Consider the following 19,409-nt stretch of genomic DNA (forward strand, 5'->3'; position numbering starts at 1 on the left):
CATGGCCCTTTCCGATTTCTTCAATCGCAAGCGTCCCCCTCTCGATGGAGGATCCGAGGAAGGCGTCTCGCCGCTCTCGAGCGATCTGGCAGCAAACGAGGCCGTTCGAAAAAAGCAGCGCTTGCTCCTCGCTGGTGTTGCGGGCGGCGGACTGATCCTGTCGTCCTTCTGGATCTTCGGCGGCAACGAGGACAAGAAGATGCTGGGCGAGGACGGAGTGGAAGAGGTCACCGTCTCGACCAAGGATCTCGTCAACCGCAACCTCTCCCAACAAGAGTGGATGGCGCTTTCAGAGAACCGCTTCCAATCGACAGAAAATCAATTGAAGTCAATCGACGGTCAGAACCGCCGGCTTGAGATGCTGACCGCGCAGGTCGAGACGCTGAAGGGCCAAAACCAGGCGATGCAGGCCGACGGGCAGCGTGTTCTGTCCGCCTACCAAGCCGAAAACGAGCAGCTGCGGCGCCAGGTCAACGAACACAGGGCCCCCGCCGCGCCAGCGCCGGGACCAGCGGCATTGTACGGCCCCAATGGACCGCAGGCCTACCAGCGGCCAGATGCCGCGGGCGGAGGGGCAGCAGCCGGGCCGTTGCGATCAGCGAGCGAGGTCAAGCTCGTCAATTTCTCGACCGCGGACACCGGCAATGCGACACGGGTGGCCAAGGGCAACACCGTCTATACCGACAGTGTCAATTACCTGCCGCCTAACAGCTTCGCGCGCGCAAAAGTCATCGTCGGCGTCGATGCAAGTGCGGGCGTGAACAGCCAGACCGATCCGCTCCCCGTCGTACTGCGTGTCACCGGTCCGGCACGGTCCGTGTATCAAAATGGCCGCCTTCTCACGACCAAGATCGAAGGTTGCCTTGTCAACGGCGCTGCCCGCGGAGAGTTGTCGAGCGAGAAGGTCTACGTGAAGCTGCAGAAGATGACCTGTCCGCAGCCCGGCGGCCGCTATGCCGTTTCGGAGGTGAAGGGCTTCATCGCTTTTGGTGGTAAGACTGGCGTCCGAGGACGGGTGGTGTCGCGCGAAGGCTCACTCGTGACGCAGGCGTTCATTGCCGGACTCGCGGGTGGCTTCGGCCGCGGCTTTTCGGCGAATGCGAACAGTGTCTTTCGTGGAACCAACATAAGCACGAACGGTCAGCGCAACCAGCTGTCGGCCGGGGAAATCCTCGAAGGAGGATTTGGGCAAGGCATGGCCCAATCTGGCGACATGATCTCGAAATATCTGATCGAGCGCGCCGAGCAATATCAGCCGGTCATCGAAATGCCGACCGGTGTGGATGTCGAAATCGTCTTCCTGGAGGGTGTTTATGTCCGCAATTGATCGTTTTCGTGTCCTCTCGCGGCCGTCAAGGCTTGTGGTCGCGACCGTCGTTGGACTCGGTATCGCCGGTATCGCGCTTGCCGCCGACACCAACCGCCCCGAGGATCGGGTGCGCTCCTTGCTGAAGACACGGCTGCCGAAAACCGCCATCAGCGCGATCGACTGCGGCAAGATCGGCGGGCTGTGCGAAATCACCGCCGGCGACAATCTCTTCTATGTCGACAGCGCCGCCCGCTATCTCGTGATCGGGCGGGTCTATGACATGCAGACGCGCCAGGACATCACTGCCGCTCGGCTCCTTGAGATGAATCCCGACATGCTCGTCGGCTCCGCGGCTCGAGCGAACGCCGGTGCTGCAGACGGCGAGGAAGGCACGCCACAAAGTATCGCTGCGGCGGCGACCCGGCAGGCAATGCCGGCGGCTCCCGCCAAAGCGCGCAAGCTCTCGCTGTCCAGCCTGCCCCAGGATGGCGCCATCGTCTGGGGAAATCCGTCGGGACAAACGGTGACCGTCTTCACCGATTTCCGCTGCGGCTATTGCCGAGCGCTCACCGCTGTACTCAAGGAGATGAACGTCAGGGTGGTCGAGCGCCCGATCTCTGTGCTGGGGAGCCGAGACGTCGCGGATCGCGTCTATTGCGCAAAAAACCGCGAAGCGGCACTCCACGCAGCCTATGCAGGAGAACCGCTAAAGGCGGGCCCTGCCTGCAACACCTCGGGGCTCGACGCGAATGAGGCGTTCGCGCAACGCCACGGCCTCAACGGCACACCGGTAATCGTTCGCGGCGACGGCGCTGTCATCGAGGGCTATCGGCCCCGCGCCTTTCTCGAACAGTGGCTTGGGGAGAAGCAGTCGTGAGCGCTTACGCCCACTGTCGTCGCCGTCTCGCTGCGTCGGCCGGGCTTGTGAGCCTGCTAACCCTTGCCGGCTGTGCAACCTTCGGCGGTAACGTCAAAGGCAGCTTCTCCTGCTCCGCCCCTGATGGAATCTGCGCACCGAGCTCCAACATCGATGATCGCGCGCTGGCGATGATCTCCGGAGATGCATCCGATGGCCAGGCGTCGCCGGCTGGCAGCTTCGAGCAGCGGACGCCTGATCGGATTCATCGCGCCTCCGCCTCGCAACCGCTGCGAATGGCGGCCAGCGATCCGGCACGCACGCACGAAAAGGTCCTTCGCATCGTTTTCCAACCCTATATCGATGAGCGCGGTCATCTCCATGAGGCCAGCGCCGTCCATGCTGTCGTAGCGAGCGGCGATTGGCAGCAGGCGTTTATGCAAACCGGGCCGGCTTCCGGCCGTCCCACCGCTGCATTGCCGGTCCGGCAAGAATCTTTCGCCGAGGCAGTCGACCGTGTCGACCCACCTGGCGGTCTCGCCGCGATCGATCCCCAGCTCCCCGACCCTGCCGCAGTTGCGGCCGCCCGCGCGCGCGCCGCGGATCCGGTCGGCGCGATCAAGGCGGATGTCGCTGCGCGCCTGGCACCCAAGCTGCGGAGTTCATCAGCGCCGGAGGCGGGGACGGGGCAGCCTGCTGCCGATGCGCCTCCTGCTTCGACACCCGCTATCCCCTCAGGGACATCGCCAGTCAGCTCCGCACCGGCTGGCGGAGCCGCGGGCAGCAGGTCTGTGCCTTCCGCAGAAGGCGTGGCGGCTGTCAATCGCGTCAAGGCCGATCCCGCCTATCAAGGTGTTGCAGCGGGCGTCGCCAAGAGCGCGCGGGATGCAGCAGCGGCCGAGAACGGCGCGGAGCCGGCACCGAAGGGCGTAACGGTCAAGGCCGGGAATTTCCCCGCAACTGTATCCGAGGACAACTGATATGCCGGGCGGGGGTGGTCTCTTCGAGAACCTGCTTTCCGGCATCCTTGGCGACGCCAAGCGCCCGGACGCCGGACGGCCGGAACTGGGCGTGCCCATGCTGGCGCACTGGCTGCCCTATCGCAGCTACGACGCCAAGACCGGGATTTTCTACAACAGCGCGTCGCGCGGCTTCGTCATCGAAGCCGCGCCGCTCATCGGCGCCGATGAGCGCACGGGCGAGATCCTTACTCAGTTTCTGTCTGAAGCGATTCCGGCGCCGGGCTGCCTCCAATTCCATCAATGGATGAGCCCGCGCGTGGGCGAGCGCCTGTCGAAGTGGTACCTGCCGCGCTACTCTGCGCGGGGCGTTTACGAGCGCATGGCCAAGCACCGGATCGATTTCCTGACCGACGGTGTCTGGCGATCGTTGTCGGCGGATGCGCCTTTTTCGCTCCGCCATCACCGCGTGGCGATCTCCTACTCGACGCCTGAGGCCTCGAACGTGTCGGTCGAGGAGATTACCGCGGTGATGGACGGGCTGATCTCGGCGCTCGCGTCGATCAATGTCTCGGCACGCAAGATGGATCCGACCGACCTTATTGGCTGGGTCGACGACATCACTTCACCGACGACGGCGGCGGGCGAGGATGTGGTGAACTACAACCCGCTCGACCCGATCGCCAACCAGGCGATCCGTCGTGACGTCGAGCTGCATATTGAGCCCGATCGGATGCTGCTGCGCACTGAGCGCTTCCGGCCAACCGGCAACACGGTCGATGATGCGCCCGAGATCGGCGAGATCCTACCGGATGTCTTCGACGTGCGGTCCTTTTCGGTCCGGAACCTTCCGACGCGCTGGGCGCCATGGGACGTCGCACGCCTCATCGGCGACCTGTTCACCGACAAGCTAAGGATGCCCTGCCCGGTGGCGACCAATTTATGCGTCGAATTCCCCGATCCTCAGGCATTGACGAACAAGGCCGGATTCAAGTTCATGCGGACGACGAGCCTTGCCGATTCAAAGTCCGCTCGCTTCCTGCCCCAGTTGCGCGATCAGTCGCAGGAATGGCGCTACGTGAACGATGAACTTCGGCAGGGCCGCAAGCTCGTTCGCGTCTTCTTCAGCGTGACCTCGTTCTCGCCCAAGGGCAGGGGCGACGCCAACGAACGAGTTCTGAAATCGGTTTACCGCGCGGCGGGCTGGGATCTGCTCGACGACCGGTATCTGCAGATCATGGGCCTCCTGTGCGCGATGCCGATGACAATGGCCAACGGGCTCTCGCGCGATCTCGACCGCATGAAGCGCATGCGTACACTGCTCACGACGACTGCCGCCAATCTCGCGCCCATTCAGGGCGAGTTCCTCGGCGGTCAGATTCCCCACCTGATGCTCATCGGTCGGCGTGGCCAGCCTTTCTTCTGGTCGCCTTTCGAGAACGCTGCGGGCAACCACAATGTCGCAGTGTTTGGCAAATCCGGGTCCGGGAAGTCGGTCACGCTCCAGGAGCTCTGCGCTTCGCTTTGCGGCGCCGGCGCGCGCGTCGTCGTGATCGACGATGGTCGCTCGTTCGAACATTCGGCCAAGCTGCAGGGCGGGGCGTTCGTGGAGTTCACGATCGCCTCGGGCTTCTGCCTCAATCCGTTCAGCATGATCGACGAGGAGCTGGCCGGGACAGACGAGGACTATCTCCTCGACTGCATGGCGATGCTCAAGGCCATCGTGAACCAGATGTCACGGCACATCGACCGGCTCAACGACACTGAGCGCGGTCTGATCGACGGCGCGGTCAACAGCGTCTGGGAAGCCAAGGGACGTAAAGGCTCGATCGACGACGTGATCGTGGCGCTCGATGCGACTGGCAACGGCCTTGCCATGGACCTGGGCATCGCCATGCGCCCCTTCTCTTCGGGCGGCACCTATGGCCGCTTCTTCCAAGGCGAGGTGTCCTTCGAGCTTTCTGCCCAGCTCACCGTCTTTGAGCTTTCGGACCTGTCGTCGCGTGAGGAACTCAGGAGCGTGGTGCTGACGGCGATTATGTTCATGTCGCAGCAGATGATGCGCAAGGTCGATCGCGCGATACCCAAGGCATTGCTGCTTGATGAGGCCTGGCAGATGCTGCGCGGCGGGGCCATGGCGGACTTCATTGAGACCTATGCGCGCACCTGTCGCAAATATGGCGCTTCGCTGGTGACCGCGACCCAGTCGCTCAACGACTACTATAAGTCGGCGGGCTCGATCGCCGCGCTCGAGAACTCAGACTGGTTCGTCATCCTTCAGCAGAAACCCGAGACGATCGCCGACTTCAAGAAGCACGACCGCTTCGAGATGGACGACCATACGGATGCGCTGCTCCGTTCCCTGAAGATCAACGGCCGCGAATATTCGGACATCTTGATCAAGGGACCGGAGACTCTTGCAGTCGGCCGCCTGGTGCTCGATCCCTTCTCGGCTGCGGTCTATTCGTCGAGCCCTACTGTCTATGCGGCGATCGAGAGCCTTGTCGCTCAGGGACACTCCATGGATGAGGCGATCGAGCGGATCGCATTTCCCGATAATCCGGAGAAATGGGCAGTCCATGCCGACACTGGCCTGGCTGAAGCTGCGGAGTGAGTCATGGCCACTAGAACCTCGCAGCCCCCTATTGCGCGAACCAACCGGCGACGGCTGCCCGATGGGCGCACCCTCCTTTATTTCTATCTGCACCTTGTCGGCTTCATCGTAACGACGCTGCTGCTCACCTGGGGCCTGTTCGCGCTTTTCTTCCTCGCCCTTGGCGGCTTCTCGCTCGACGGTTTCATGATTCAACTCGGCAACCTGACTAGCCGCTACATCGCCGCGAGCCCTGACCGGGTTGCTTCGTTCAAGCACATCTTTGTCGCCGCGCATCTCATCCTGGCAGCCGGCCTGATTGTCCTTCGGCGTCACAGGATCCTTCCGCCAGCGCTGGCCAACGGGAGTCACGACCATGGCTGAACAGCCCGAGCTCGATCTACCGGCGCCTGCGGCGCCGTCCCCGTCGCGGCGACGGCCAATGGTCTTTGCCGGCTTTACACGGCCCCAGATCCTGACAGGCCTCGTGGTACTTGTCGCGCTGGTCTGGGGCATGTGGGTGACCAGGTCGCTGGTGACACCCAAGCAGGATCGCATCGTATCGGCGCGCCTTTCATCGATCGTCGGCGAATATGTCCAAGCGCAGGCGCGCTCCGCGTCGCCGCCCGCTCAGGTCGAGACGGAGATGCGCAGGTTCATGGCATCGCTCGACACCGAGCTCCAGCGCAGAAGCGCAAGTGGTCAGATCGTCCTCGTCGGCGAAGCGGTCCTGACGAAGAACGTCCCCGACATCACCGACAAACTCCGGGAAGCGGTTTACGCCGCGGGCGTGACCCGTCCCAAGCAGGCGTCGGCTGCGGAGCTTCAGCAGCTGGAGCAGCAGGCGATGATGGCAGCGCAGCCGCAAGCTGCTTTGCCAGCGCAGTCAATGGTCCCGATGGGCACTGTCGATCCCATGGCGGCCGCGCCGATGCCCCAGACTGGGGAGCCGATGGCCAGTCAGCAATATGCGCCGCCAACGGCATCGGTCTCAACCTTCGGAGGCGGCGATGACAACGGTAGTCAATAACACGCCTGCGCGCCGGTGGCGCCCGAACCCGAGGCTCTGGCTCCTGTTCGGCACATTCGTGGCCGGAAGCGTGACGTTGGGGGCGATAGGCGACTGGCGGGATGGCCATCTCTTCCTGATCAACACCTCGCACTCGCTCCCGAACTGGGCGTTCCTCATCCGCCGCGGCCAGATGCCGGCAAAGGGCGACTACGTATTTTTCGACCCTCCGCAGAGCGCGCTCTTAAGCCGCCATTTCGGCGTGCGGCCAAAGATGTTCGGCAAGATCGTCTACGGCCTGCCGGGGGACATGGTCGGACATTCCGGACCCGACGTTACGATCAACGGCACCCGCGTGGCGCGCATGAAGGCCGTGACCAGGCTCGGCGAACCACTGACCCCCGGCGCAACGGGATCGGTGCCGCCCGGCTGCTATTTCGTGGGCACGCCTCACAAGGACGGTTTCGATAGCCGCTATGCGGAGATTGGCTTCGTCTGCAGGCGCCAGATCATTGGAACCGGGGAGCCGGTCCTGTGAGGGCCGCTCTGGGCGGAGCCGCTGGGGTCGTGACGCTCGTCGCGGCCGCGCTGCTGCTGGGTCCCATGCGCGGAGAGGCGAAGGATTATGGGCAAGCGGGGCAGGCCTTCCCGATAATCGAGCCCGACCTGCTTGCAACTATCGAGGCCCGGCTCCGCCGGGCAGAGGCAAGCGGCGAACTGACACGAATGAATGAGGTGTTTGCCAAGCGAGTGGAAGCCAAGGTTCGTCGTCCCAAGCCTGTCGAAGGGCTCACGCCGGCGCGGATAGCCCGGAGCTGGGACTATGATCCGACCGTCGCCATCGAGCGCGATATTCGCGACCAGAAGGGCAATCTCATCGCCGCAGCGGGTCAGAAGGTCAATCCGCTCGACTTCGTCGCGATCCGACAGGACCTCGTCTTCATAGACGGCGACAACACAGATCAGCTGGCTTGGGCGACAGCGCGCTACACCGATCTCAACGCCAAAATCATCTTCGTCAACGGTTCGCCGATCGAGCAGATGACGGCGAAGAAGCGGCGCTTCTATTTCGATCAGGAAGGCAGGCTCACCAGCACGTTCGGCATCGAGCACACTCCCGCTATCGTCAGCCAAGCCGGCAAGGTGATGCGTGTTACGGAAATGGTCATCAAGTCAGGGAGCCCGGGATGATGCCGCTCTGGCTGGACATGCTGCGAACGCCAATGGCGGCGCCCGAGACAGCGGGCCTGAAGCGACTGCGCTTCATTTGGCAGCTTCTTTGCCTGTCGCTCGCGGCGAGCATCGCGGGTCTTAGCCCGTTGCGCGCGCTGATCGGCCGCGCGGCGCCCTGCATGATCGCGGTGCTGCTCGCTACGACCCTGCTCACGACGCTCATCTATCTGCGCCGGAAGCATCGTGCCGACACGAGCTACCTCCGGGCATTCGAGGAGGGCCAGTGATGCATCTGCTTCGTTCGATCGGGGCTGCCATATTGCTGATGCTTGGCGCGATCGCCCTGCCACAGTCGGCCCAGGCTGCCGGGCCGACCTGCAACGGCAAGTTCGTCAATCCGATCACCGACGTCTGCTGGTCGTGCCTGTTCCCGCTATCGGTGGGCGGGCTCAAGATATGGCCGAGCGGCCGCCCCGATACCCCCAACCCGGCTTCGCCGATCTGCGCCTGCGCTGATCCCTTGCCGCGCATCGGCATTTCGGTGGGATTCTGGGAGCCTGCGCGGCTGGCTGATGTGACGATGAAGCCGTGGTGCTTTCCCAATCTGGGCGGGATCCGCATCGCTCCCGGCTTCGATATCGGCCAGGGCTATCTCGCCGGCCCTTCAATGGTCGGCGGTCGGTCGCAAAGCACCGCCAAGTGGCACGTGCACTGGTATATCTATCCGCTGCTTTACTGGATGGAGATCTTGACCGACTTCGTCTGTTTCGAGCAGGCCTCGTTCGACATCGCCTATATGACCGAGGTTGACCCGCTTTGGCAGGACGACTCCCTTGCGGCGCTGATCAATCCCGAGGCGATCATCTTCGCCAATCCCATCGCCCAGGCCGCCTGCGCCGGAGACTGCATCGCTGGGACAGTCCATCTTCCGCTCGATCCGCTGTTCTGGTGCGCCGGCTGCCAAGGCAGCATGTATCCCTTGAACGGGAACATCCCGTCCTCGATCGGGCATGTCCAGTCCTCGCGGCTCGCACTGTCGCGCTTCGCCTACAAGATGCACCGCCAGGCACTTGCCTGGGGCACGATGGGCTCGGCCGGCCTGTGCAAGAAGTACCTGATGCCGATCATGCGCAAGCAGCAATACCGGTTCCAGATGACCAACCCGATCCCCACCGTGAGCGGTCGCTTTGCCTGCTCGGCGATCGGAGCATCGACTATGCCGCCGGATGCGGGTCGGGCCTTTCCCGCTGCCGGTGAAGACATGGGCTACCTCGTCTGGCGCAAGCGCAACTGTTGCGTGCGAGCGCCGTGACGGCGCAGAAAGGAAATATGTATGTAATACAACAACATATCCTTTCATCGTCTTGCTGACGAATGACCGGTGGCTGCGATGCCACCCCACCCGGCGGAAGGAGTCGGGGCGGAAGGGGGTCTCCAAGGTTTGCCGCGTTCCGGCGGTCGGCCTCAGAGCAGGAGACCTGAACTGTACCGGATGCGGCCCGTCAGCCGCAGGCCGGGCTACCACAGGATCTATGGTGAGATACAAGCGAATGACGTGTCTGAAGCCTCTTTATTTACAGTTGAACTCCCGATCACCTGACGGGGTGGGGAAATCGCGGTGTGAACCGGTTGGCGTGTTGCGCTGCCTTCTGGTGGGTGCTCGCAGAGCACTCGTGTGCGGGTCGTCCTTTCTTGTCCGCACGCCCGAGCCGCAAGGGGTTAAGCGTCGCACCTACGGGTCCAAGGTTGATCGTCGGAACACGGGAACCATCATCGCCCGCCTGCTTCGGAGCAGGCTATCCGCGGAGACCGGGGATGGGCGCTGGTGGGGCGGAGCCTGCGTAGTAGTCCGAGGGCGGGAAAGCCGTCCACATGGCGAAGGCAGGCAGGAAGCCGGTGGGCTGTCATGACGGAGGAACTACCAGTGGACTCTGGTAATCAGGCCGCACAGGTCTGGCTCCTCGGCGTTCAGCGAAAGCTCTACCAGTGGAGTCGGGAACACCCCGAAGAACCATACTGCGACTTGTGGAATTGGGTAACCGATCCCCGCAATCTGCAGATGGCCTGGAAAACGATTGCCGGTAATCGCGGCAAGCGCACTCCGGGAGTCGACGGGGAGACCGTAGCGAGAATTGCATCCGGTATTGGTGCCATGGAATTTCTGCGGAAGCTTCGCGAGGAGCTTCGGTCGGGCGGCTACCGCCCGTCCCCTGCACGCAGGAAATGGATCGCCAAGCCGGGCAAACCGGGGAAGTTCCGACCCCTCGGTATCCCTACAGTCAAGGATCGCGTGGTGCAGTGCGCGGTCAAGCAAGTACTGGAGCCGATCTTCGAGGCCCGGTTCTGGCCAGTCTCTTACGGGTTCCGGCCCGGACGGGGCAGTCAGGCCTGCCTTGAACATATCCGTGTGACCATCCAGTCGCGGGGCAGACCTGCGGCTGACGGTCGCCGACACAAAGCGCCGTACCAATGGGTAATCGAAGGCGACATTGAGGGCTGCTTCGACAATATCGGACATCACCCGCTGATGGAACGCGTGCGCCACGGCGTCGCGGACCGCAAGGTGAACCGGTTGCTCGTGCAGTTCCTCAAGGCCGGGGTTCTCGAGGATGTTTCGTACAGCCCGACAGACACCGGCACGCCGCAAGGTGGAGTGCTCTCACCGCTGCTGGCCAACATCGCGCTTGGCGTGATCGAGGAACGGTATCGGGACTGGGTAAAACGCCCCGAGGACCCACAGCTGAAATCCGATGGGATAAGGCTGGCGGCAATCAGGCGCGACAAGGATCGCAAGGCCGGGCGACCGGTCTTCTATCCCGTCCGCTATGCCGATGACTTCCTGATCTTCGTGTCGGGAACGGAAGCTGACGCTCTTGCCGAAAAGCAGGCGCTGGCAACCTACCTGCACGAAGCGATGGGTCTGACGCTCTCGCCCGAGAAGACGCGCATCACCGCGCTGACCGAGGGCTGTCGATTCCTTGGATGCCGCGTGAGGCTCAAATGGGACAAGCGGTTCGGGCTGCACGCCCGCATCGAAATCCCGCGCGAGCCGATCAACGGATTCAGGATACGGGTAAATCAACTGGCCCGACGGCAGACGCTTCGGCGTTCGCTCAAGGCCATGCTTCAGGAACTCAATCCATACCTTCGCGGGTGGTCTGCCTACTACCGCTACTGCGTGGGGGCGAAGTCGATCTTCGCCAGTCTCGACTGGCATGTGCGGCAACGTCTCTGGCTGTGGCTGCGGGCCAAGCACAAACGTGTCCCCGGGAGGAAAATCGCATCGTGGCGCAGGCCGGGCATCGCCCATCCGGGCAGCAAGGTCTGGGCTGAAGGCAGCACGGAGCAATTCTTGATGAGCTACGTGCCAGTTCGGAGGTTCGATCTCAAATGGATGAAGAAACCCGAGTACGCCAAGGCTTCTGGAGAGCCGGATGCACAACGAAAGGTGCACGTCCGGTTCGGAGAGAAGGCGTGGGAAACTGGGCGTGGAGACACGCCGCAGCGCCCACGTCTTACTCTACTGTAGGGAGGGGATGATGCGACGCTATCTATTGGTTACTGCCACCATCATTGCAGTCGCCAGCGTCTCGGCGCTGCTGGCACAGACTGTTGACGGCATCGACATCCAGGCAATCAAGCAGCGCTCGGCGGATTTGCAAGCGGATGCGGAAGCCTTCGTCAACCAGGTGAAGGACAGAGGCTCTTCATTCCGCGAAGATGCAACCTCTGTGCATGAAGGGGGCACCGCGAACATGCGGCAGGTGTCTAAGACCGAGCTTCCCAAGGGGCCGGCGGGCCCGATCGATTTCGACGAGATCGTCCAGGGGGCCTCGTCGAATCTGGAGGCCGGTAAGGGAGAGGCCCCGCAGTTCATCGTGTTTGCCAGCTTGTCGATGCCGCCGCAGTCGCTCAAGAAGCTGATCACCGATACCGCCAGAGCCGGCGGGGTCGTCGTCTTTCGCGGCTTTCCCAACAATTCTATGAAGCAATTCGCGAGCCGTTTGGGAAAGATCGTCGACCGCCAAGACGACTTCGCAAACGTAGGTATCGACCCACGGTTATTCCGCGCGTTCGATGTGCAAGCGGTCCCAACCTATGTTGCGGTGTCGTCGGATTTCAATCTCTGCGCCGGCTTTTCGTGCCGAACGGTCGTGCCGCCCTATGATCGCATCGTCGGCAATGTCACTGTCGAATACGCCTTGGACAGCTTCGTCGAAGGCAATGGCCCCGGCGCCCGCGTCGCTGCGATCGGGCTTGCCAACTTACGCAAGGCTCTGCCGTGAAGGCGGCTGTCCTCTTGCTCGCCGCACTAGCTTGGGCAAGCGCGATATCACCCGCATCGGCGCAGATGACGCTTGAGGAGGCGCGCCAGCAAGGCAAAGCCATGGGTAACGACGCCAGACAGAACGACACGCTGGTGCCGACAACCAATGCCCAGGCCGAAGCGGTTCCCGGCTACGCGGGTACGTCCCTTCCTGAAGGCTCCTATTTCGACAGTCCAGAACGCCTCGAAGCCGCGGCCCAATCCTCAAAATCGAGCAACGAGCAATATCGTATTGCCACCGACGCTGAGCGGACCCGGCCCACGTTCAGCAATGCAGAAATTCGGGCGACGACAGCGCGCGCTACATCGGTCGAGGACGATCCATCGACTTACCTCGCCGGCGAGGAATTTGCGGGTGAATCTGGCACTTGTACGCCTTTACCTCCCGGATCGGGGACGCAGGGTTCCTATGAAGCGACCTGCAATAGCGGCACCAAGGTAGTGGAGAATCCGGCAAGCTGTTCGATAAGGATGATGCCCGAAGTCAGCACGGTGGAAAGCTATAATTATTATGTTGTGCCGGACAGCGCCTACGGCACGCCGTTCGCACGCTCCGCCACCGCTGCACCCTACATCTCATCAGGTGTCTGCAAGCCAACGGGAGTAATAAAGCGCGCCTGCGCCGCACATCTCGACTATGGCTGGCCATGGCCCGACAACAAATATTGCAACGGCTACAACGCCACTGAGTATGAGTGCACGGCGAACCTTGCGATTGCTATGGAGGTGAGCCCGAAAACGGGCGCATCATGGCACACGAAAAGCAGCGCGAGCACCGTCATCACAAAGAAGGTCGACACATGCGGTGGTCTCGAAGGTGACGACATGTGTACGCTCCAGTCCGCCGGTGACATCTGCACTGAGGGCCCTGAAACGAGGGTTTTTGATGGTGTTCCGGTTACCGAGGCATGCTGGGCGTGGAAGCGGGATTATCTGTGCAACAGGTTAGCGCCGGCGAATGATTGCACTGCGCTCGAAGCCAATGCGGGTTGCACCTTCCTGAGAACCGAATGCCTCGATGATGAGCCCGACGGCGGTCCCTGCAAGGTCGAGGAGAGGGTTTATCGTTGCCCGACGCCGGGCGGAACATCAGCGGAGACGCCCCAATATATCTGCGGCAACGATGTCTATTGCATCAATGGCGACTGCGAGCCGATCGTGCGCGAAGCCTCGACCGAGTTCAAGGATGCGCTCGTCGCACTCCGCTCGATTGATCAGGCAGGCAAGGAGTTCGACGAGACCAATTTCACGGTTTTCAAGGGCAACAGGGAAACCTGCCAAAAACCCGTCTTCGGCCTCATCAACTGCTGTGCGGGCAAGGTCTCGGGTGTTCTGACGGTAGGGGCGGGTGCCGCGGCATTGGCAGGCGGGCCCGCAGCACTCGCGGCACTCGCGACCCCCTTCCTGACGCTTTTCGCCTGTTCCCAGGATGAGATGAAGCTCGACATTCGGGATCGCATGGGTTTCTGTCACAAAGTCGGGACCTATTGTTCCTCGAGCTTCCTTGGCATCTGCAAGACCAAGCGCACGGCCTATTGCTGTTTCGAGAGCAAGCTCAGCCGTATTCTCCAGGAGCAGGGCCGCATCCAGCTCGGAAGGCCGTGGGGTGCGCCAAAGCGCGAGCAGTGCCTCGGCTTCACCATCGACGAATTCTCCCAGCTCGATCTGTCGATCATGGATTTTACGGAGGTGTACGCCGAGTTCGTAGATGCAGCGCGGCTTCCCGACGAGGTCGAGACGATGACCCAGATCCAGCAGAAGATTCAGGACTATTATGACCTGCGCGGCAAGTGAGATGAGTCGACCGCATCTCCTTACGGCGGGGCAGCAATCCGGTGCACCAGGCGAGGAAACAGACCATGCCGTTCCCCCTTTCCCAACTGTCCACCTTCCTCGCGTCACTCATCCTGCAACCAACGGCTGCGGGGCTGCCCCACCACTGCGGCAAGCCTCCCGCAACTGTCCCAGATTGCTGCGCCCGCTTCGCAGCCAGCGAAGACGTGGCAGCGTTCGCGCCTCCCACTCACTCTTCCGCGCAATCCGCCCCGGCCGATGAAAGGACGAAAAGTGATGCTAACGATCGCTAGACTTTCGTTGTTCATTGCCTTGTCGGTGAGCGCGGCGACGCCGCTCATCGCGCAAGACGCTGCGTCTTCACGCGATGTCATTGAGGAGGGCCGGCCAGACGATTTCTACTGCGGCGAGCGAAAGCTCGGTCAGTGGTTCTACTGTGCAAAGCCCAGGCCGAAAGCGGAGGATACGCAAAGCTCACCGCCACAGCAGAGCGCCGTCGATCGCATGAGCGCAATCACGCGCGAACTCGACGAATTGAAGGCTCGCGCCATCCTCGATCCCAGCGAGGAGAATGTGATCGCCTATGTCCGCTTCCAGCGTGAGCAGCTCGACCGAGCGTCGACCTTTTCGGACACCTGGCAGCGAGCGCTTTGGCAAAATCCCGACCTCGACTACACGCTGCAGCGGCCGGTCTCCACCGTCGGCAAACGCGCCTGGCTCGACAACCGGAAGGCTGATCGCGACGCCGTCCTCACCAATCTCGGTCAACGCTATGGCTTGTTCTACTTCTTTGCGCAGAGCTGCGGCGCTTGCGATCTGTTCTCGCCGATTCTCAGGTCGGTTGCGGACAGCCACCGCATGGCTGTGATGGCCGTATCGATGGACGGAGGCCCGAGCCGCGATTTCCCGAACTATGTCGTCGACGCGGGACAGCGGGCGCGCATGGGCGTGCCGGGCAACGAAACGCCTGCTCTCATTCTCTTTGACACGATGACCAAGCGGACCATTCCCGTGGGCTACGGCATCCTGAGCGCCGATGAGATTATGGATCGCATTTTCGCGCTCACCAACACCAAGGTAGGGAGCGATTACTGATGGCACAGCTTCGCCGCAAAGGCATTTTGCACCGGGTTCTTCGCGGCACGGCAGGCTGGGCCGGGCTGATCGCCGCCGCTAACCTGGCTCTCATCGGTACGGCGCGGGCGGATGTCGCCTCCGAGATGAACAATTTCTTCTCGGAGGCCGGCGGCGCCGCTAATGTGACCGGCCCTTCGGCCTTTCAGGGCCAGTCGGCAGGCTACTATTCTCTCGGTAATGTTTGGACGCGGTTTCCGCAGAAGAGCGTACAGCCGTTCAATCTGCAGCTGCCGAGCGCCCGGGCGGGCTGCGGGGGCATCGACCTTTTCAGCGGCAGCTTCTCCTTCATCAACGCGTCCGAGATCATCGCGATGCTGAAGGCCACCGCCAACAATGCGCTCGGTTTTGCTTTCAAACTGGCGATCGATTCCGTTTCGCCTGAGATCGGCAAAGTCATGGACGAATTCAGCCAGAAGGCCCAGCTCCTCAACCAGATGAATATTTCGAGCTGCGAGACCGCGCAAGCACTTGTCGGCGGAATCTGGCCCCAGATGGAAACGACCCGCGCGACGATCTGCGAGGCCGTCGGCAACAGCCAGGGCGTGTTCTCCGACTGGGCTGCAGCACGCCAAGGCTGCAACAACGGCAACCGCCGGGATTCGACGATTGCCGGCAACACCGATGCCTCCATGAAGGACCAGCTGGTGGGTGAGCCCCACAACTACACGTGGGAGGCGCTGAGGAAGTCGGCAAAGTTCGGAGCCTTCGACCAGACATTCTCGGAATATGTCATGACTTTGGTCGGCACCGTGGTGACGACGCCGTCGACCGATCCCAGTGTGGGTGGGAAGGTTGTGATGTTCGGACCGGCTGAAGAAGCCGTGGTCACTGCACTTCTCGACGGCACCGCAGACGCCCCGCCGGTCAAGATCTTGCGCTGCAACGACCAGAACTGTTACGATGTCGGCGAACAGACGCTGAGCGTGCCGGCATCCATGGCCTTACGGCCGCGGATCGCAACGATGATCCGGTCGATGAGCGACAAGATTCGCGCAGACACGCCGCTTGATGCAGCAGAGAAACAACTCCTGAACCTTGCCACGGTCCCCATCTACAAGATCCTCGCCGTCCAGGCCTATGCCCACTACGCACTTACCCAAGGCGAGATCGAAACGCTCTCCGAAATCGTCGCCGTCGATCTTCTATCGGCCATGCTCGACAACATGCTCGATCGGGTCGAGCAGGCGAAAGTCCACTATCAGACCTTCGATCAGGAAACCGCGGCGCAGTGGAAGCAGCAGATTGCGGCGACGCGTGCAAAGTTCAGCCAGCGCGATGTCAAACTGACCAACAAGCTGCAGGTTACCATGCAGATCATCAACCGCAGCGTCATGTTGGAATCAACGCTGCAGAACTCGATGACACCGGGGATGGCGGCGGCACTCAACTTCTCGCGCGGGCTCAACGCTCAGGGACTGAACTAGGCGTGGGGGCAGGGCGATGCTTGAGGTTTTTACGGTTGGCGGCGGCGAGTATCTCGTCAACATCTTCAATGCGGTCGCGGCCTGGTCGGGAGGAGGGGGCTATCGTTCTCTCATCCGCGTCGTCATGGTCATGGGTCTCATCTACTCGTTGCTCGTGGTCGCCTTCACGCTCAACTACAAAGCGTGGATGAACTGGTTCCTGCAGGCGACCGCAATCTATCTCTGCCTGATGGTACCCACGGTCGACATCAAGGTCACCGATCGGCTCAACCCGAGTCTGGCGCCAGCTACCGTGGACAATGTTCCCATGGGCCTGGGTATCCTCGCCAGTTTCACGACGCAGGTCGGCGACTGGCTCACCCGGACCGCCGAGACGGTTTTCGTCATGCCGAGCGAACTCAACTACTCTACCAACGGCATGGTCTATGGCGCACGGCTGTTCGACGCCACGCGCAATTTTGTCATCCGTGATGCGGAGTTCTCAACGAACCTTGAGAACCATTTCAAGAACTGCCTGTTCGGCGACGTCATGCTTTACCGGAAGTCGCTGACCAATCTGGCGAAGGCTACCGACCTATGGGCCGCGATTGGACCGGGGGCCGAAGCACGTTCGCAGCAATGGCTCGAGCGTCAGGGCGACGGGACGGTCAACAGTTACATCATCACTTGCCGGCAAGCCTATCAGGCGCTCGATGCACAATGGGGCCCAATGATTGAGGCCAATACGCCGCTCTGGGGCAAGGAGACCTACCCCAAGCTCAGCAATGCGCTGGCGGCCGACAAGCTCAAGCAGGACGTGCCGATCATCAGCGCGGCCTTTACCGGCGCGAGCACGAGCTACGCCGAGGTGATGCGGCAGAATACGGCAATCAACGCCTTCATGCAGGCGCGTAACAGCATGGCGGGCGGTGCTGGCGCGGCCTCGATCGACACCTTCGCGCAAACCCGTGCGGACATGCAGGCGCGCAACACTTACAATTCCATTGCGCAGCAGGCGATGGCTTGGGTGCCGATTCTGAACATCGTGCTGACTGTCGTCTTCTTCGCCATGTTCCCGGTGATCTTTCCGCTGTTCCTGATGCCGCAAACGGGCCTGAGCTCGCTCAAGGGCTACACCATGGGGTTCTTCTATCTTGCCGCCTGGGGTCCGCTCTACGTCATCCTGCATATGATCTGTATGACTCGCGCAACCTCGGCTGCGACAGGCGTCGCGGGCGGCGGCGTGACGCTGGCGAGTTATGCCGGGATTGGCGCGGTCAATGGCGAGACAGCGACGATCGCTGGCTTTATGCTCATGAGCGTGCCCTTCCTTGCCGCAGGTCTCGCACGCGGCGCAATGTCGATCGCGGGGCATTCCATGTCGATGCTGGCGCCGGCACAGAATGCGGCGGAGGCCGCCGCGCTCGAGCAGACAACCGGCAATTACGCCTATGGCAATGTGAGCTGGGCAAATTCGACCTCGAACATGCGCCAAGCCGACCAGTGGACCACGGCACCGAGCTATATGGGCGGCGCACCCAGTGTCGGATGGCGGCAGGACAACGGGGCAATGGTCACGGGCTTCGGCAATGGCCAGGAGGTATTCGACACCTCCGGCGCGATCTCGCGTCTCGGCTTCACGCCGACAATGACCACAGGTTCGGTGGCTGAATGGCGGGAAATGGCCAGTGAGGCGCACCGGCAGGCGCAGGCCTATGAGAATGCCGCGGCCGAGGTCCTGACCGCCACGCATGCCAATCGCAGCGCCTTTGGCACCTCGACGGAGCGTTCATCGGGCTGGGATTCAAGCAGCGGCCGTCAGGCGAACACGTCGGTCGATCAATTCGACCGGCGGACGGGGAGCAGCTCGCAGGGTCTCGAGGAGCGCGATACGATTTCCCAAGGCCAACGGATAACGCAGGGACATGACCGCCAAGCGCAGACCAACGACCAAGTCATGGGGTCTATCACAGCCAATGTTGGTGGTCGCCAAGCTGGGGGTCAGACAAGCGGTCGTGGCGGCATATTGGGACGCATGCCGGGCATTGGCGGAAGCGTCTCTAAATCTGGGAGTCAGATCGACGGACTGCGCTATGGGACGGACGAGACCCGCGGTAGCGACAATGCCAGCACATCGTCGAATGGGGTGCGGGATGAACATTCCAGCGGCAGTGGCGCTTCGATGTCTGACGGAACCTATTCGCGCAGCGGGAGCTTCAGCCGGGCATCGGCCACAGCGTCCGCTTCAGCGAGCACCGAGGACTCGCTGGCGCTGGCAAAATCCTATTCGGAAACGGCCCGCCGCCTTGAGGAGCTCTCCCAGCAGCTGTCGCGCGACGCCAGTTATGCGGAGACGCACGGCATGCAGCTCAGCGAGAATCTGAGCCAGGATCTCGCCCAATGGTATCGACGCCAGCAGGTCGAGAATCCGGGTCTCGACGCGCCCGAGCTTTGGGCAACCGATCTGACCGACCAACAGCGGCTCGTGCGACAGGAAATGATCACGCGCTGGATGCACGACAAGCAGGACGGCATCCGAGCCGAGATCGCGGGCCGTCTTCATGATCCGGACCTTGTCGACGTGAGCCGGCCGAGCGTTTCGAGCGCGGCGGACGTCAGGGCTTCCTATCAGCCGCACGGGCCTGGGCGTCTGGCTCCCGGCCCATCGGGTGGCGGCGACGTGGGAGCTGCTGCAATCATCGAGGCCGGCCAGACCGAACTCAGTGGCGATCGGGCGGGGGCGCAGACGATGCGCGGACAGCGCGTGCAGGGTTCCGCTGATCTGCAGCAGGAAGTGAACCGCGATCATGATCGCGGCTTCTTCCAGGATCCCAAGCTTCGCGAATGAA

General features: G+C 62.2%; 16 protein-coding genes. All 16 read left to right on the top strand.

The genetic code is table 11. The features are described 5' to 3' along the window. The first annotated feature begins 1 nt into the window (after position 1). Complete coding sequence (locus JI59_RS22835; protein ID WP_007015613.1) at positions 2–1,327, top strand: TraB/VirB10 family protein; 1,326 nt, start codon at positions 2–4, stop codon at positions 1,325–1,327. Further along, complete coding sequence (locus JI59_RS22840; RefSeq protein ID WP_039858677.1) at positions 1,314–2,186, top strand: DsbC family protein; 873 nt, start codon at positions 1,314–1,316, stop codon at positions 2,184–2,186. The genes JI59_RS22835 and JI59_RS22840 overlap by 14 nt, the downstream gene beginning before the upstream one ends. Next, entirely contained in the window at positions 2,183–3,145 is a 963-nt protein-coding gene (gene traV, locus JI59_RS22845; RefSeq protein ID WP_041565054.1) for a type IV conjugative transfer system lipoprotein TraV, read from the top strand. The genes JI59_RS22840 and traV overlap by 4 nt, the downstream gene beginning before the upstream one ends. A gap of 1 nt (position 3,146) precedes the next feature. After that, positions 3,147–5,738: a type IV secretion system protein TraC gene (traC, locus tag JI59_RS22850; RefSeq protein WP_007015611.1), complete on the top strand. Its 2,592-nt coding sequence runs from the start codon at positions 3,147–3,149 to the stop codon at positions 5,736–5,738. A gap of 3 nt (positions 5,739–5,741) precedes the next feature. After that, complete coding sequence (locus JI59_RS22855; protein ID WP_007015610.1) at positions 5,742–6,101, top strand: hypothetical protein; 360 nt, start codon at positions 5,742–5,744, stop codon at positions 6,099–6,101. Beyond that, on the top strand, positions 6,094–6,747 hold the full coding sequence (locus JI59_RS22860; RefSeq protein ID WP_039858667.1) for a type-F conjugative transfer system protein TrbI: 654 nt from the start codon (positions 6,094–6,096) through the stop codon (positions 6,745–6,747). Before JI59_RS22855 ends, JI59_RS22860 begins: the two co-directional genes overlap by 8 nt. Continuing rightward, a complete protein-coding gene (locus JI59_RS22865; protein WP_041565055.1) occupies positions 6,728–7,264 on the top strand; it encodes a S26 family signal peptidase in 537 nt (178 codons plus the stop codon). Before JI59_RS22860 ends, JI59_RS22865 begins: the two co-directional genes overlap by 20 nt. Further along, entirely contained in the window at positions 7,261–7,917 is a 657-nt protein-coding gene (traW, locus tag JI59_RS22870; protein ID WP_039858665.1) for a type-F conjugative transfer system protein TraW, read from the top strand. The genes JI59_RS22865 and traW overlap by 4 nt, the downstream gene beginning before the upstream one ends. Then, entirely contained in the window at positions 7,917–8,186 is a 270-nt protein-coding gene (locus JI59_RS22875) for a hypothetical protein (protein WP_039858671.1), read from the top strand. The genes traW and JI59_RS22875 overlap by 1 nt, the downstream gene beginning before the upstream one ends. Further along, positions 8,186–9,211 carry a conjugal transfer pilus assembly protein TraU gene (traU, locus tag JI59_RS22880; RefSeq protein ID WP_007015605.1) on the top strand — a complete coding sequence of 342 codons (1,026 nt, stop codon included), beginning with the start codon at positions 8,186–8,188 and terminating at the stop codon, positions 9,209–9,211. The genes JI59_RS22875 and traU overlap by 1 nt, the downstream gene beginning before the upstream one ends. A gap of 612 nt (positions 9,212–9,823) precedes the next feature. Further along, on the top strand, positions 9,824–11,428 hold the full coding sequence (gene ltrA, locus JI59_RS22885) for a group II intron reverse transcriptase/maturase (protein ID WP_138921578.1): 1,605 nt from the start codon (positions 9,824–9,826) through the stop codon (positions 11,426–11,428). Between the two features lie 10 nt (positions 11,429–11,438). After that, a complete protein-coding gene (gene trbC, locus JI59_RS22890) occupies positions 11,439–12,185 on the top strand; it encodes a type-F conjugative transfer system pilin assembly protein TrbC (protein ID WP_039858661.1) in 747 nt (248 codons plus the stop codon). Beyond that, a complete protein-coding gene (locus JI59_RS22895; RefSeq protein ID WP_007015603.1) occupies positions 12,182–14,020 on the top strand; it encodes a conjugal transfer protein TraN in 1,839 nt (612 codons plus the stop codon). Before trbC ends, JI59_RS22895 begins: the two co-directional genes overlap by 4 nt. 276 nt (positions 14,021–14,296) lie before the next feature. After that, positions 14,297–15,115 carry a conjugal transfer protein TraF gene (locus JI59_RS22900; RefSeq protein WP_039858650.1) on the top strand — a complete coding sequence of 273 codons (819 nt, stop codon included), beginning with the start codon at positions 14,297–14,299 and terminating at the stop codon, positions 15,113–15,115. Then, positions 15,115–16,581 (top strand): conjugal transfer protein TraH, encoded by a 1,467-nt coding sequence (locus tag JI59_RS22905; RefSeq protein WP_007015601.1) that lies wholly within the window; start codon positions 15,115–15,117, stop codon positions 16,579–16,581. Before JI59_RS22900 ends, JI59_RS22905 begins: the two co-directional genes overlap by 1 nt. A 16-nt stretch (positions 16,582–16,597) precedes the next feature. Then, complete coding sequence (locus JI59_RS22910; RefSeq protein WP_007015600.1) at positions 16,598–19,408, top strand: conjugal transfer protein TraG N-terminal domain-containing protein; 2,811 nt, start codon at positions 16,598–16,600, stop codon at positions 19,406–19,408. The last annotated feature ends 1 nt before the right edge of the window (position 19,409 follow it).

Source organism: Novosphingobium pentaromativorans US6-1 (genome assembly GCF_000767465.1).
Lineage (GTDB): Bacteria > Pseudomonadota > Alphaproteobacteria > Sphingomonadales > Sphingomonadaceae > Novosphingobium > Novosphingobium pentaromativorans.

What these genes read in the sequence shown, in the direction of transcription:
- JI59_RS22835 (WP_007015613.1), top strand. Translation starts at nt 2, where the DNA reads ATGGCCCTTTCCGATTTCTTCAATCGCAAGCGTCCCCCTCTCGATGGA.
- JI59_RS22840 (WP_039858677.1), top strand. Translation starts at nt 1,314, where the DNA reads ATGTCCGCAATTGATCGTTTTCGTGTCCTCTCGCGGCCGTCAAGGCTT.
- traC (WP_007015611.1), top strand. Translation starts at nt 3,147, where the DNA reads ATGCCGGGCGGGGGTGGTCTCTTCGAGAACCTGCTTTCCGGCATCCTT.
- JI59_RS22855 (WP_007015610.1), top strand. Translation starts at nt 5,742, where the DNA reads ATGGCCACTAGAACCTCGCAGCCCCCTATTGCGCGAACCAACCGGCGA.
- JI59_RS22860 (WP_039858667.1), top strand. Translation starts at nt 6,094, where the DNA reads ATGGCTGAACAGCCCGAGCTCGATCTACCGGCGCCTGCGGCGCCGTCC.
- JI59_RS22865 (WP_041565055.1), top strand. Translation starts at nt 6,728, where the DNA reads ATGACAACGGTAGTCAATAACACGCCTGCGCGCCGGTGGCGCCCGAAC.
- JI59_RS22875 (WP_039858671.1), top strand. Translation starts at nt 7,917, where the DNA reads ATGCCGCTCTGGCTGGACATGCTGCGAACGCCAATGGCGGCGCCCGAG.
- traU (WP_007015605.1), top strand. Translation starts at nt 8,186, where the DNA reads ATGCATCTGCTTCGTTCGATCGGGGCTGCCATATTGCTGATGCTTGGC.
- trbC (WP_039858661.1), top strand. Translation starts at nt 11,439, where the DNA reads ATGCGACGCTATCTATTGGTTACTGCCACCATCATTGCAGTCGCCAGC.
- JI59_RS22900 (WP_039858650.1), top strand. Translation starts at nt 14,297, where the DNA reads ATGCTAACGATCGCTAGACTTTCGTTGTTCATTGCCTTGTCGGTGAGC.
- JI59_RS22905 (WP_007015601.1), top strand. Translation starts at nt 15,115, where the DNA reads ATGGCACAGCTTCGCCGCAAAGGCATTTTGCACCGGGTTCTTCGCGGC.
- JI59_RS22910 (WP_007015600.1), top strand. Translation starts at nt 16,598, where the DNA reads ATGCTTGAGGTTTTTACGGTTGGCGGCGGCGAGTATCTCGTCAACATC.